The organism is Bacillus cereus group sp. Bc010 (assembly GCF_027716745.1).
Taxonomy (GTDB): Bacteria; Bacillota; Bacilli; order Bacillales; family Bacillaceae_G; genus Bacillus_A; species Bacillus_A pacificus.
This window is the reverse complement of the sequence record NZ_JAQFUY010000002.1, coordinates 445,981-460,075: the sequence shown is the minus strand read 5'-3', so window position 1 is coordinate 460,075 and position 14,095 is coordinate 445,981. Positions and strand designations below refer to the sequence as shown.

Sequence of the window (14,095 nt, the reverse complement as noted above, 5' to 3'; positions counted from 1 at the left end):
TGACCTCACTATCATCCCACCCCTAAAGGGGGTACTATCGCACCGTAGTGGGCTTTCCTATTCGGAAAATCTGTAAATTAATGAGCAATACACGATGCGTAGAAGTGAAGACATCTGCAAAGTAATCACCAGTTTCATTAAATTGTGAATAGTGATGTGTAATGCAAAGCGGTTCGCCACTGCCTTTAGTAAAAAGCTCGAATGTGCCGCGTTTCGTGTGGATCATTTGTTGTGTCCACATAATATCACGATCCTTATAAAGTCCGTTAGTACATAAAAATATATCAGCGATTATTAGAATATATCGACTTACCGACAAAAAACGACAATAATAGCAAGCTATAAATAAAAGGAGGCTATTCAAAAACGAGCCTCCTTTTCGTTTAGTACAAAGATTTTGTCATATTATTCCGAATAATTTCAAGGGATTTCGCTACAGTTAATGCATTCTTTTCTTCAATTTCTGGTTTGCGGGGGATAGGTTTATACATGTTGTCTGGATCTTCCCATGTGAGGGGGAGTTCTGTTTCTGCTTGTCCTTTCCAAGCTTCAATCCATTCTGGAGGGAGATAACCTGAGATGTTTTGGATGTTGTTCATTTCGAGCCAAATGAGTGCCCACGCTCTTGGGACGACGCGCCAGTGGTCATAGCCACCACCGCCGACAGCAATCCAACGACCTTCGCAATATTCGTTAGCGATTTCGCGAGCGAGCTTCGGTATTTCACGGTAAATATTCATCGTTGCGCAAAGGTGTGTAAGTGGATCGTAGTAATGTGCGTCAGCGCCATTTTGCGTTAAAATAATATCCGGTTTAAAGTATGCGGCCACTTCTTTTACGACAGTTCGATAGGAATCTAAGAAAGATTCGTCCTCTGTAAAAGCATCGAGTGGAACGTTAAAAGAATAACTGTAGCCATTACCTTGTCCGCGTTCATTTACAGCACCAGTTCCAGGGAATAAATATCGACCAGTTTCATGTAGTGAAATGGTGCATACGTTAGGATCGTCATAAAAAGACCACTGTACACCATCACCGTGATGAGCATCTGTATCAATATATAAAACGCGTAAACCGTATTTCTTTTGAATATATTTCATTGCGATGGAGCTATCGTTATAAATACAAAATCCAGATGCTTTGCCGCGGAAGCCATGATGTAAGCCGCCTCCTAAGTTAAGCGCGTGTTTTACTTTCCCGGAAAGAACAGCATCGACAGCTGTTAACGTACCACCAACGAGTAATGCGCTTGCTTCGTGCATATTTGGAAACATCGGCGTATCTTCTGTTCCGAGTCCATATGTCATCGCAATTGATTTTTCTAACTTACCTTCTCCAGCACGTTTTACCGCATTTATGTACTCTTCTGTATGAACGTAGGCGATCTCTTCATCTGTAGCCATCCTTGGTGAGATGATTTGAGAAGGAGAGATGAAACCACCCTTTTGTAATAAATCATACGTAAGTGTGACGCGCAGTTGGTTAAAAGGATGATCAGGGCTAAATGAATAGCCCCGAAAGTCATCCGAATAAATAAACGCGCTACTCATGCTTGCATCCCCATAATGTTCGGCCATAATACGCGGTAGCCTTCTGCCTCAAGTGCATCAATCACTTTTAGCGGATTCATCGTTTGAATGCGGAAAACGAGTACTTTATCATTCTCATCTTTTGCTGGGTAGACGAGAACGCTCACGATATTGATTTGTAAATCGCTAAAAATAGCAACGACTTTTCCAAGAATACCAGGTTCATTTTTTACTTGAATTTCAATTTGTGAACTCGGTTGATGAGCCCCTGTTAATTTCACTAACGTATGCAGTACAGTTGATTCAGAAATGATTCCGACTAACTTTCCAGCCTTTGTAACAGGAAGACAGCCAATTTTATTTTCAAAAAATAAAGTAGCAATTTCCTCAACGAAATCGAGAGGATGGCAAGTCATAACAGGATGTTTCATAATCAGTTCAAGCGGTTGCTTCAGCATATCGAGTGAAACTTGTTCATCTAAAATAGACGGACTTGCATCTCTTACATCCCGATCAGAAATAATGCCTACGACATGATTATTTTGATCGACAATTGGAATGTGCCGAATGCCTTTCGTACGTATCGTTCGGATTGCTGTTTCGATTGTATCGTTTGGATGTAATGTCACTACATCTTGATTCATAATTTCTTCTACAATCATTCCAGTTGCCCCCTTTATTAGTACATAAAACGATTGTGAAAACGTAGACGATCAAATGCTTGAATAGAATCCGTATCAACGCGTTTACCGATGCGGACCATTAAACAGTTAGCAGGATGTGAACAAATTTCAGGATCATCTGTAGCCATCCATTGTAACCCGCCAGCATTCATCATCTTTTCCATTACTTTTCGGTACTCCCAAACATTTAAGCCTGTTTGTTTTAAATCCCAGTGCCAATAATATTCAGTCGTCAATATAATGTAATCTTCCATATAATCGTCCATCATGGAAACTTCTAATAAGTTTTTTCCGACAGAGCAACCACGGAAGGCTGGGACAACTTCAATTGCCCCGAGTTCAATTAAGTTTTCCATTTTTCCTTCTGACCATCGTTCAAGTGGATCAGGATACAAGTATGTAACATACCCAACAATCGTTTGGTCATGTCTAGCAATAATGAGACGAGCTTCTGGCAATTTAGAAATTTCGACAATTGCTTTATATTGCTGCTCGGCAGGACGAAACGCAATTAAGTCTGGATGAAACTCATACATTTCTAAGTTATGTGTAGAGACAGGCCCTTCAATAATTAAAGTGCCTTTCGCTGTTTTTAAGTTTCTAGCATTATATATTTTTTTATGAATCAATGTATTGCTCACCACCTTGAGGGTTTGTGAATCTATTCATATCGTACTTTATAATATATGCGATGTGAATCGAAATTTGTCATTAAAAATTTGTCTAAAAATCAACAAATATACTGAAAATTTTAAATAATGTTATTATAATAGATAATAGAATACATAGGAGGGGGATGTAAAGTATGAAAGTAGAAACGCTTCCTGTCATTAAAGGAGAAAATAATTTGCCGAATTATGATGAGGCATACGCAAATTTTAACTGGGAAGAGGTTAATAAAAACTTTACTTGGAATGAAACAGGCCGAGTAAATATGGCGTATGAGGCAATTGATAAGCATGCGAAATCCGATCGAAAGAATAAAGTAGCCCTTTATTATCAAGATGGATCGCGAAAAGAGAAGTATACATTTAAGGAAATGAAGGATTTTTCTAATAAAGCAGGAAACGTCCTGAAAAATTATGGCGATGTAGAAAAAGGCGATCGCGTTTTTATTTTTATGCCGCGTTCCCCAGAGTTATATTTCGCCCTTCTTGGTGCAGTGAAATTAGGGGCAATTGTTGGTCCGTTATTTGAAGCATTTATGGAAGGCGCAGTTCGCGATCGTTTAGAAGATAGCGAAGCAAAAGTGTTAATTACAACGCCTGAATTGTTAGAGCGTGTACCATTAAATGATTTACCAGCTTTAAAAACAGTTTTCCTTGTTGGAGATCATGTAGAAGAAGGCGGTAAGACGGTAGCGTTCAATCCTTTATTTGAACAAGCTTCAAAAGAATTACATATTGAATGGTTAGGCCGTGAAGACGGTTTGATTCTACATTATACGTCTGGTTCTACTGGTAAGCCAAAAGGTGTGCTCCATGCGCAAAACGCAATGGTTCAGCACTATCAAACGGCGAAATGGGTATTAGATTTAAAAGAAGACGATGTATATTGGTGCACAGCTGACCCAGGCTGGGTAACTGGTACAGCTTACGGTATTTTCGCACCGTGGTTAGTCGGAGCATCAAATGTTATTTTAGGCGGACGCTTTAGTCCAGAGGCTTGGTATGAAGCACTGCAAGATTACGGCGTAACAGTTTGGTATAGCGCACCAACAGCTTTCCGTATGTTAATGGGTGCTGGACAAGATGCAATTAAAAAATACGATTTATCACAAGTGCGCCACGTGTTAAGCGTTGGTGAACCGTTAAATCCAGAAGTAATTCGATGGGGTATGAACGCATTTGGACTTCGTATTCATGATACGTGGTGGATGACAGAAACAGGTGGACAAGTTATTTGTAACTACCCTTGTATGGAAATCCGTCCAGGTTCAATGGGTAAACCAATTCCAGGTGTAAAAGCAGCGATTGTTGATAATGAAGGAAATGAAGTGCCTCCATACACAATGGGTAACTTAGCAATTGGTAAAGGTTGGCCAGCGATGATGCGTGGAATTTGGAATAACAAACAAAAGTATGAATCTTACTTTATGCCAGGAGATTGGTACGTATCAGGTGACTCTGCATACATGGATGAAGATGGATACTTCTGGTTCCAAGGGCGTATTGACGATGTAATTATGACGTCAGGTGAGCGCGTTGGACCATTTGAAGTAGAAAGCAAATTAATCGAGCATGCTGCCGTTGCAGAAGCTGGTGTAATCGGTATTCCTGATCCGGTGCGCGGCGAAATTATTAAAGCATTTATCGCGCTTCGTGCAGGTTACGAACCATCTGAAGAATTAAAAGAAGAAATTCGTCAATTTGTAAAGAAAGGTCTAGCAGCTCATGCAGCGCCAAGACAAATTGAATTTAGAGATAAATTACCGAAAACGAGAAGCGGTAAAATTATGCGCCGCGTATTAAAAGCGTGGGAGTTAAACTTACCAACAGGTGACTTATCAACGATGGAAGATTAAGAGAGAAAGGTCTGAACGAAATAATGTTCAGGCCTTTCTTTTTGTAAATAATAAAGGGGGAATGGAGATGAAGATACCTGTTTTAGAAGGAAACATAGTATGCTTACGCTCTGTGGAACCGGAAAAAGATTACAAACAGTGGTATGAGGTAATGAAAGATCCAGATATGCACCATTGGACAGGGAATGTGACTCCAAAAGATAGTAATGAAATTAAGGACTTGTTACATACTTATAAAAATTTAAAAGATATTATGGCTTGGGCAATCGTAATGAAACAATCAAAGGAAATGATAGGAACCTATTGGATTTCTATGCCAATAATGAATGAAAATAAAAAATTAATTGTAACTTCGGAAGCTCAGCGGATTGCGCGTAAGTATTGGCGTACAGGGGTCAATCGAGAAGCGAGAAACTTAATATATAATTACATATTTTTAACTTTAGACGTAGATGAGGTTCATGCACAGGCTTGGGATAATAATATCAATTCATGCAGGTCTATGGAACAAATAGGCTTTAAATTAGAGAAACAAGTGAAACGCTTATTCCTTAAATACAATGAACTATTTTTGGAAAACCATTATGTACTATTAAAAAAAGATTGGCTTGCATAAAAGATTATAGTTAAAAAACTAAAATAATATTTGAACGAAGTACCTTCCTCGTCTGTATACATTTATGAAAGAATAGATGAGGGAGGCTTTTTGTATGTCTAATAAATTCCTCTTTATGGCGTTATAAAGGATTGGCAAGAAGAGAAATCCGCCCCTTATTTGACACGCCTATATAAATGATGGTATAAAGAAAAGTATATGAATAATTGAGCGTGGAAAGGGAGAAGTAGTGATCATTTCCCTGTTTTAGAGAGCTGATGGCCGGTGAAAATCAGTACATAGATGATCGCGAATTACGCCCCTAGAGCATCTTTTTTCGATTGAAATGTATTCAAAAGGGAAGAGACGGTGCTAAGCCGTTATGTAAATAAGGTGGTAGGCTTTTTTTGGTCTGCAACTAGGGTGGTAATGCGATAATCAAAATCGTCCCTTATTTGAAGGGGCGATTTTTTTATGTTTTCAACCTTCACGCCAGTAATGAACTTAAAGGAGAGTATGTAGGATATGGGTATTTTACAAGATCTTGAATTTCGCGGTCTAATTAATCAGCAAACAGATGCTGAGGGCCTTGAGCAATTATTAGAAAAAGAAAGCGTTAAATTATACTGTGGTTTCGACCCGACAGCGGATAGCTTACACATCGGTCATATGTTACCAGTATTAATGTTACGTCGTTTCCAATTAGCTGGTCACCAACCAATCGCACTTGTTGGCGGTGGTACTGGTATGATCGGTGATCCAAGTGGTAAAAAAGCAGAGCGTACATTAAATACGAAAGATACAGTTGCTTACTACACAGAAAGCATTAAAAACCAACTTTCAAACTTCTTAGAGTTCGAAAACGTGGAAAACCCAGCAACAATGGCTAACAACTATGACTGGCTTGGTAACTTAGATGTCATTTCATTCTTACGCGATATCGGTAAAAACTTCGGTTTAAACTATATGTTAGCAAAAGATACAGTAGCATCTCGTTTAGAGACTGGTATTTCATTTACTGAGTTTAGTTACATGATTTTACAATCATACGACTTCTTAAACTTATACCAACACCATAATTGCCGCCTACAAATCGGTGGTAGTGACCAATGGGGTAACATTACAGCTGGTCTTGAATTAATCCGTAAATCAGAAGAAGATGCGAAAGCATTCGGTTTAACAATTCCACTTGTTACGAAATCTGACGGTACGAAGTTTGGTAAAACAGAAGGCGGCGCAATTTGGTTAGACCCAGAGAAAACAACTCCTTACGAGTTCTACCAATTCTGGATTAACACAGATGACCGCGACGTTGTTAAATACTTAAAATACTTCACATTCTTATCTCATGAAGAAATTCTTGAGCTTGAGAAACAAGTAGCTGAAGCACCAGAAAAACGTGCAGCACAAAAAGCATTAGGTGCGGAAATGACAAAACTTGTTCACGGCGAAGAAGCATTAGAGCAAGCGATTAAAATTTCAGCTGCATTATTCAGCGGTTCTGTAGCAGAACTGACTGCAAGCGAAATCGAGCAAGGCTTCAAAGACGTACCATCTGTAGAACGTACTGCAGAAGATACAGTATTAATCGACTTACTTGTAGAAAGCAAAATCTCTCCATCAAAACGTCAAGCGCGTGAAGATGTAACGAACGGCGCAATCTACGTAAACGGTGAGCGTACACAAGCATTAGACTACGTTGTAACAGAAAAAGACCGCATCGAAGGTAAATTCACAATCATTCGCCGCGGTAAAAAGAAATATTTCTTAATTCGTTACTAATCCGAAACGAATGTAAAACAAATAGTGCCCCGAATTGTAAACTGAAAAGTTTATCCCGCTTTAATGGGCAGTAAGACCCCCACCTCAAAATGCAGCGAAAGCAAAGAAGTTAGGTGGGGGATCAACTGCTCATAAAAGCCCGATTGGTTCAACTAATAATCAGTGGGGGATGAAGAAAACCCCCACTGATTAAAGTTTCACTTTATGATTCGGGGTTTTTATGTATGGATTTAAATCGCCGGATCTTTTCTTTTAAATAGAATATAAAGAACTAATATGAGCATATAAAGTAAACTAACTAACATAACGATAAATGCTGTTGGATAAAATTTTGCTGCATATATAAAGAAATCGATTTGATAAATATCTTCGTAATTTGAAACGGTGCCTTTGAAGTAATTCGTAAACTTAGCGCTATATTTCCATTCATCAGGATCATCTATTAAATTACTTCCTTGATACCAATTAATAAGCGCGGAAGTAATAAACAACATACATGCACTGCCTAACTGAACCATTTGGTTTATTGTCAAAATGAATCAACCTCCTATTTTATGGTTATTATAGCGTGCATTCATATACTTGTAACCATTTTGTTGTAATCTCCTTTTCGAGTTCATACGGAAATCACATGTAAGCGGTATGATAAATGTATAACAACTAGAAAGGAGTGGTAAAACGAAATGTCACTAGAAGCGCTCATTATTTTTTCTTTGCTAAACGCGGGTCAGCTTGCAGAGAATTCGAAGGTGGATGTACATAAAGAGCAGAAAGATGCTTATGTATATGTTCAGAAAGAGGAAAATAAATAACTTTAATATATATAAATAAAAGCTACTCGAAATAACTGTTTTAGTTGTCTTCGGTAGCTTTTTACATTATGAATAAATAGGAATTAATTCTCGCTTAAAATCTTCGTACATTTCAAAGGCAATTTTCATGATTTCTTTGAGTTCATCGTAACTGTGGAAGCATGGACGAAGTATTTTTTCTGTATCATTGGATAATACGTCTACAAACATAGCCCAAGATGTTCCAGTTCTAACTTCACCAGTGTGCCATGCCTCCCAAATAAATTCAACGAGTCCATATTTCAAGCTAATATTGAACCTGAAAGTATAGATATCTTTGTTTTTTACTTCTCCTACTCTAAAAAAGTTTTCTTTTTTCATAAAACGAGCTTTATAGCCAAGAGACTCAAATACTTCAATTGCTTTTTCATTTTCATAGTTTTCAAATGTATTTTCTCTATCTGGAAATTGTTTTGATAAGGACTTGTATCTCTCGGTAAAATTAATTTTCTCAAGTACTTCCTGTATTTCTGGTTTCAATGAATATGTCATTAATTATTCCTCCCTAAATCTAATCTCGATATCATATTTGTCTTTTGCTCGCTTTATATATTCATCTATTTTTCTGAAATTTTTATTAGATACTGGAATTTCTAAAATATGTTTTCCTTTTAGTAATTGCCCATCTATTTCTCTATACTTATTTGAACGAATCTTAGTGCCAATAGCATATTTATCCTTCATTTCTTTTAAATACTTCTCAAAAGTTTTAATATCAATATCTTCTAAATCTGTTGCTTTTCTAGAAATGATTTCCCCTTTACGTGGATTATATGAATCTAATCTTTTACCGTTACTTAGTTGAATCTCATCATGTGGATACCATTCGTTTTTTTGAGCAGTTTTATTAAACTTATTTCCTCTTGCCATAGGTGAATCTTTTGTCCAATAATCACTTGCTTCTTTCCAGTTCAATCTATCTTTAGGTACTTTACCGTCTTTTGCTTTTCTAACGCAATATTCCGCATATTTTAATTCTAAATCAGATTCGACAAACTTACCATCTTTTAAAAGATTTTTAGAGGAACCCCCAGAAGAAGACTGAAACCTTTGCAAAGTATCGATACTATTTTGAACGGTATTATACCATACAAAGGTACCATGTGTAGCAACACCTGCTCCAGCGGTTGTAAGAGCTAAATCAGCTGGGATAACAATTGGTGATGCTGCCCCGAAAGTTACTCCTTCTAACAATACGGTTCCAACATTTGATCCTGTTACAATAGCTATACCGCCCAAAATTTCAAAAATAGATCCTACCCCTGATACAAAATTCCCCACAAGATTTCCGACTTGAAAGGTTGTTTTGTTTTCTAATTCATTGCCCATTGGTAATTCTACGCCTGTAAAGTTTTCAGCAGCTGAATTACAAATTCCTTGGAAGAATTCCCAAGCGCCAATAGCTGTTTTTTGGTACCACGGTCTATTAGCTTCTTGTTCCTGCAAAGCCATTTTTTCTTCAATTTCTTTTTTTATTTCGGCTTCTTGAACTCTTTCCTCTGCAATTTTTTGAATAGAGGCTATCCATTCCATATTCAACCTTTGTGTACTAAATGTACCACTGACGGGACTAAAACCTTTTCCGCTTTGTACTTCAGCTAAACCTGTCGTGATACTAGCGGCTAATTGAATCGCTGTAATATAGTTATCACTAGATGTTTGATTAAATTCATATAGGTGCTCTAGCTTTTCTTGCAGTTTACGCCTCATGTCAGCAAATAGATTTACTATAGCATCCATGCCCGAGATTGGCATAGCTTGATTGATTGTTTCCGTACTTGCTATCATTCGGTCAATTTCTCGAATTTGTTCTAATATCTCCTGTTCGATAACATCTGTAGAAGCTACCTGTGATTGAAAGTCTCTTGGAAAAGCATCATTTTGACGGATTAATTCTTCGCATAAGTAAATGATTCCTTGTGCTAACGGACGAAAGGTTTGTAAGAAATATGCTTTTGCACTGCTATATGTTTGTCCTTGTAGAACAGTATCCAATGCAAAAGCGTCAATAGAATGAATAATTTGTTCCATACCTTGAATAGTAGTGCTACAGAAAGAGTTCATACTTTCTGTTTGAGCTTGTACTTCACCGAGATACATATTTAAAGACATGAACTTTCCCTCCTCTTACAAGAAAATAATACCAATTTAAGGAAGGGATTGTAAATGGAATATTCTAATAATTCGGCAGTTAAAGAGATAATTGTTCATTAAGTTTTTTTAATCTTATTCAGATGCTCGGGTGATGAAGAGGTTTTTAAGGTTGAATGTAAATAGAAAAAGGGAAGATATAGATTATGTACAAATAAATACGTTGTAAAAATAATGTTAACAAAAGGAGAGTACAGCAAAGAAAAATAAGTTATGGGATAGAATGTAGTGTTTTTAAGTGTTAGAAGAAGGGAGAGGTTTTTATTAATGTGGATAAAAAACAAATGAAATTCTAGAGAGAGGGTTAAGTTTTATTAACTATAGACTTGCAGTTCTTTTTTATTTTATTACATTAGTCTGTTTCTATACATATAATCGGTTATATTCAATAAAAAAAGCCCAGGCCCCTTGATAAACAAGGTTCCTAAGGCTTTTAATACGACTCTTTTCAGAGCACCGAGATTAACGAGAGTAGAACTCTACGATTAATGCTTCGTTGATTTCAGCTGGTAACTCAGCACGCTCAGCGTGACGAGTGTAAGTAGCTTCTAATTTGTCAGCATCGAAAGTTAAGTATTCTGGTACGAAGTTGTTAACTTCGATCGCTTCTTTAACAACAACAAGGTTGTTAGATTTTTCGCGAACGCTGATAGTTTGACCAGGTTTTACACGGTAAGATGGGATATCTACGCGAGCGCCATCAACCATGATGTGACCGTGGTTTACTAATTGGCGAGCTGCACGACGAGTGCGAGCTAAGCCCATACGGTAAACTAAGTTGTCAAGACGAGCTTCAAGAAGGATCATGAAGTTTTCGCCGTGCTTACCAGGCATTTTACCTGCTTGGTCAAATGTGCGACGGAATTGACGCTCAGTCATGCCGTACATGTGACGAAGTTTTTGTTTCTCTTGTAATTGTAAACCGTATTCTGAAAGTTTCTTACGTTGGTTAGGACCGTGAGGACCTGGTGCGTAAGGGCGTTTTTCTAATTCTTTTCCTGTGCCGCTTAGAGAGATTCCAAGACGACGAGACAGTTTCCAAGCTGGACCTGTATAACGAGCCATAGTTGACTCCTCCTTTAAAATGTTTTTATTTACGTAAAATAAAAACAGACGTAATCGATATTTACGGGCATTTTGTTTTCATGTACCTTCGCTCCAGCAGCAGGGAGTTACGAGATACACCTCCGCAGAGGAACAAAATACAAACGATAAACTCACATTACAAGGCTGCCTTTTTATTTTACACAAACGCTATTATATCTTTTACCCAGAGTTTCGTCAAGCGAGTACGTTTTTGTTTTATGCATATAAATTTTGGAAATAAACAAGAAGGAATTTAAAACGATATAAAAGAAGAGATAGAAACACAAATAAAACGCTTACATAAAATGTAGTAAAAACGTTCATCAAATTTTTGTTGGTGAATATGCGGCAATAAAAACATAAAAGGGGATGTTTTTATGAAAAAGAAGCATATGGAGACAGCGTTAATTCATCACGGTTATACATCAGAGGAACATAAAGGAAGTTTGACACCGCCTTTATTTCAAACGTCTACATTTACATTTGAGACTGCGCAGCAAGGAGAAGCGAGTTTTGCGGGAGTGGATCCATCTTATATTTACTCAAGACTTGGAAATCCAACTGTGAAATTATTTGAAGAACGTATGGCGGTGTTAGAAGGAGGAGAAGAAGCGCTTGCTTTCGGATCCGGTATGGCAGCTATTTCAGCAACTTTAATTGGTTTTCTAAAAGCTGGAGATCATATTATTTGTTCAAATGGATTATACGGATGCACGTACGGCTTTTTGGGAGTGTTGGAAGAAAAATTTATGATTACGCATTCGTTTTGTGATATGGAGACAGAGGGTGATATTGAAAATAAAATTCGCCCAAATACAAAGCTTATTTTCGTTGAAACACCGATTAATCCGACAATGAAATTAATTGATTTAAAACAAGTGATTCAGGTTGCGAAGCGAAATGGTTTACTTGTCATTGTTGACAATACGTTTTGTTCACCTTATTTACAAAGACCGCTTGAACTTGGTTGTGACGCCGTTGTTCATAGTGCGACAAAATATATTGGGGGTCACGGTGACGTTGTAGCGGGTGTAACAATTTGTAAAACGAAAGCGTTAGCTGAAAAGATTCGCCCGATGCGAAAAGATATCGGCGGTATTATGGCGCCGTTTGATGCGTGGTTATTGTTATGCGGATTAAAGACACTAGCGGTAAGAATGGACCGCCATTGTGATAATGCAGAAAAAATTGTATCGTTTCTAAAAAATCATGATGCGGTAGAAGGTGTTTGGTACCCAGAAGGAGAGTTAGCATCTCGCCAAATGAAACGTGGGGGCGGCGTTATATCTTTTTCAATTAAAGGTGGGAAAGAAGAGACGCAGGCGCTTATTAATGACCTTCACTTTATTACAATTGCGGTAAGTTTAGGAGATACAGAAACGTTAATTCAGCATCCGGCAACGATGACGCACGCTGCGATTCCAGCTGCGTTAAGACAAGAAATGGGCATTTATGATAATTTAATACGTTTATCTGTCGGTTTAGAATCTTGGGAGGATATCGTTTCTGATTTAGAGCAAGCGTTAAAGAAAATATCTACTGTTAGTAATCAATAAAAAAAGAGCCAGCTATCGGTTTTGTACGTCATGTACTTAATCGATAACTGGCTCTTTTTTGTTACATATGTTTTAGGAGTGTTTCCACAAACTTTTCTAAATAGCGCTGATCTACTTCGTCGAAACGATTTTTTTCAGGACTATCAATATCAAGTACACCAATGACATTCCCATCCTTAATAATCGGTACGACAATTTCTGAATTTGAAGCACTGTCGCAAGCGATATGCCCTGGGAATTGGTGGACGTCTGCTACAAGCTGCGTTGTTTTTGTTTCAGCTGCAACGCCGCAAACGCCTCGTCCAAATGGAATGCGCACGCAAGCAGGCATTCCTTGGAATGGTCCAAGAACAAGCTGATTTCCTTCTGTTACGTAAAAGCCAACCCAATTAACGCGATCTAAAAATTGGTTTAATAATGCGGACGCATTTGATAAGTTTGCGACTACGTTTGATTCGCCAGTTAATAATGCATCCAGTTGTTTTATTACTGTCTCATATTGTTGCACGCGAGATCCTGCATAACTTTCTTTAGTAAACATGGAAACAGCTCCTTTTTTATCGAGATGTGTAAAATATTAGCAAAATACGATGTATTTCACATGACTTTGTCGATAGAAAATTAAAGGAATTTGTCTTAAAAGTCAAGAAATTTACACTATAGCTGTTCAGTGAGAGGAAGTGAGCGCATGAAACAGACGAAACAAAAAGTAATTGATGCGGCAATATCGTTGTTTAACACGAAAGGGTATGATGGAACGTCGGTGCGAGACATTGCAAAGCGAGCGGATGTGAATGTAGCGAATATTTCATATTATTTTGCTGGAAAGAAAGGCCTATTAGAGCAGCTTATTACTAATTTTTTAGAAGGGTATATTCATGTGATTGAAACGTCCTTTGAACAGAGGGAGTATTTGTCGGCTAAAGATGTGATGGTACAAATGGTGCGCGGGATTTTACGATATCAATTTGATAATAGGGAGCTGACACGTTTCTTTTACCGAGAGCTGTCGCTTGATACGACATTAATTCGCAAAGTGATGACCGTTTATTTTTCTAAAGAAAGATATTATATAGAGCAAGTAATTAGACAAGGACAAATGAAACAAGAGTTTAAGAAGGTATCTTTTACAATGTTTATGACGCAATTAAAAGGCATGATGAATATGCCGTTTTTATATCCGCAATATATATCAGAAGTGCTGCATTCTTTTCCATCTGAGACCTTTTTCTTAGAAATGTACACGAAAGAAATTGAACAATGGATGGAACAAACATTATGTATAACGAATATGTATCAGGAATGGCCAAGAGCTGTTCATATGTGAGAAATCCCCAC

The 14,095-nt window shown here is 37.6% G+C and carries 14 protein-coding genes, 1 pseudogene and 1 other annotated feature; of the genes and pseudogenes, 6 read left to right on the top strand and 9 right to left on the bottom strand.

Going from position 1 to position 14,095, the window contains the following annotated elements:
- Positions 1-70: 70 nt before the first annotated feature.
- From PDQ68_RS05430 to acuA, 4 genes and pseudogenes are all read right to left on the bottom strand, one after another.
- A pseudogene (locus PDQ68_RS05430) lies at positions 71-285 on the bottom strand (alpha/beta fold hydrolase); the annotation flags it as partial.
- A gap of 98 nt (positions 286-383) precedes the next feature.
- Positions 384-1,550, bottom strand: a complete 1,167-nt coding sequence (acuC, locus tag PDQ68_RS05425; RefSeq protein WP_016718677.1) for an acetoin utilization protein AcuC — start codon at positions 1,548-1,550, stop codon at positions 384-386.
- Positions 1,547-2,191: an acetoin utilization AcuB family protein gene (locus tag PDQ68_RS05420; RefSeq protein ID WP_000634566.1), complete on the bottom strand. Its 645-nt coding sequence runs from the start codon at positions 2,189-2,191 to the stop codon at positions 1,547-1,549. Before PDQ68_RS05420 ends, acuC begins: the two co-directional genes overlap by 4 nt.
- A gap of 17 nt (positions 2,192-2,208) precedes the next feature.
- Entirely contained in the window at positions 2,209-2,841 is a 633-nt protein-coding gene (gene acuA / locus PDQ68_RS05415) for an acetoin utilization protein acetyltransferase AcuA (protein ID WP_061183828.1), read from the bottom strand.
- A 176-nt stretch (positions 2,842-3,017) separates the two neighbouring features.
- On the opposite strand from acuA, the gene acsA reads away from it, so the two are divergent.
- From acsA to tyrS, 3 genes are all read left to right on the top strand, one after another.
- Positions 3,018-4,736, top strand: coding sequence for an acetate--CoA ligase (gene acsA / locus PDQ68_RS05410; protein ID WP_000862042.1), 1,719 nt, complete (start codon positions 3,018-3,020; stop codon positions 4,734-4,736).
- Between the two features lie 67 nt (positions 4,737-4,803).
- Positions 4,804-5,352, top strand: a complete 549-nt coding sequence (locus tag PDQ68_RS05405; RefSeq protein ID WP_061183829.1) for a GNAT family N-acetyltransferase — start codon at positions 4,804-4,806, stop codon at positions 5,350-5,352.
- A gap of 204 nt (positions 5,353-5,556) precedes the next feature.
- Positions 5,557-5,786: a binding site (T-box leader), on the top strand.
- A gap of 70 nt (positions 5,787-5,856) precedes the next feature.
- Entirely contained in the window at positions 5,857-7,113 is a 1,257-nt protein-coding gene (gene tyrS / locus PDQ68_RS05400) for a tyrosine--tRNA ligase (RefSeq protein ID WP_000512096.1), read from the top strand.
- 230 nt (positions 7,114-7,343) lie between these two features.
- Here tyrS and PDQ68_RS05395 read toward each other — a convergent pair whose 3' ends face one another.
- The gene (locus PDQ68_RS05395) at positions 7,344-7,646 is read right to left on the bottom strand and encodes a YjdJ family protein (RefSeq protein WP_016718675.1); all 303 of its coding nucleotides are present in this window, start codon (positions 7,644-7,646) and stop codon (positions 7,344-7,346) included.
- A gap of 150 nt (positions 7,647-7,796) precedes the next feature.
- On the opposite strand from PDQ68_RS05395, the gene PDQ68_RS05390 reads away from it, so the two are divergent.
- On the top strand, positions 7,797-7,925 hold the full coding sequence (locus PDQ68_RS05390) for a hypothetical protein (protein WP_000050944.1): 129 nt from the start codon (positions 7,797-7,799) through the stop codon (positions 7,923-7,925).
- A gap of 66 nt (positions 7,926-7,991) precedes the next feature.
- Here PDQ68_RS05390 and PDQ68_RS05385 read toward each other — a convergent pair whose 3' ends face one another.
- The 3 genes from PDQ68_RS05385 to rpsD all read right to left on the bottom strand — a co-directional run bounded on the left by PDQ68_RS05385 (position 7,992) and on the right by rpsD (position 11,180).
- Entirely contained in the window at positions 7,992-8,456 is a 465-nt protein-coding gene (locus PDQ68_RS05385) for a hypothetical protein (RefSeq protein ID WP_000222511.1), read from the bottom strand.
- Positions 8,457-8,459: 3 nt separating this feature from the next.
- Entirely contained in the window at positions 8,460-10,076 is a 1,617-nt protein-coding gene (locus tag PDQ68_RS05380; RefSeq protein WP_016718672.1) for a T7SS effector LXG polymorphic toxin, read from the bottom strand.
- A gap of 501 nt (positions 10,077-10,577) precedes the next feature.
- Complete coding sequence (gene rpsD, locus PDQ68_RS05375) at positions 10,578-11,180, bottom strand: 30S ribosomal protein S4 (RefSeq protein ID WP_000135311.1); 603 nt, start codon at positions 11,178-11,180, stop codon at positions 10,578-10,580.
- A gap of 398 nt (positions 11,181-11,578) precedes the next feature.
- On the opposite strand from rpsD, the gene megL reads away from it, so the two are divergent.
- Entirely contained in the window at positions 11,579-12,757 is a 1,179-nt protein-coding gene (megL, locus tag PDQ68_RS05370) for a methionine gamma-lyase (RefSeq protein ID WP_061183830.1), read from the top strand.
- A 61-nt stretch (positions 12,758-12,818) separates the two neighbouring features.
- Here the strand turns inward: megL and PDQ68_RS05365 are convergent, their stop codons facing one another.
- Positions 12,819-13,298 carry a GAF domain-containing protein gene (locus tag PDQ68_RS05365; protein ID WP_000494335.1) on the bottom strand — a complete coding sequence of 160 codons (480 nt, stop codon included), beginning with the start codon at positions 13,296-13,298 and terminating at the stop codon, positions 12,819-12,821.
- A gap of 147 nt (positions 13,299-13,445) precedes the next feature.
- Between PDQ68_RS05365 and refZ the strand changes: the two genes are divergently transcribed.
- Positions 13,446-14,084, top strand: a complete 639-nt coding sequence (refZ, locus tag PDQ68_RS05360) for a forespore capture DNA-binding protein RefZ (RefSeq protein ID WP_061183831.1) — start codon at positions 13,446-13,448, stop codon at positions 14,082-14,084.
- The last annotated feature ends 11 nt before the right edge of the window (positions 14,085-14,095 follow it).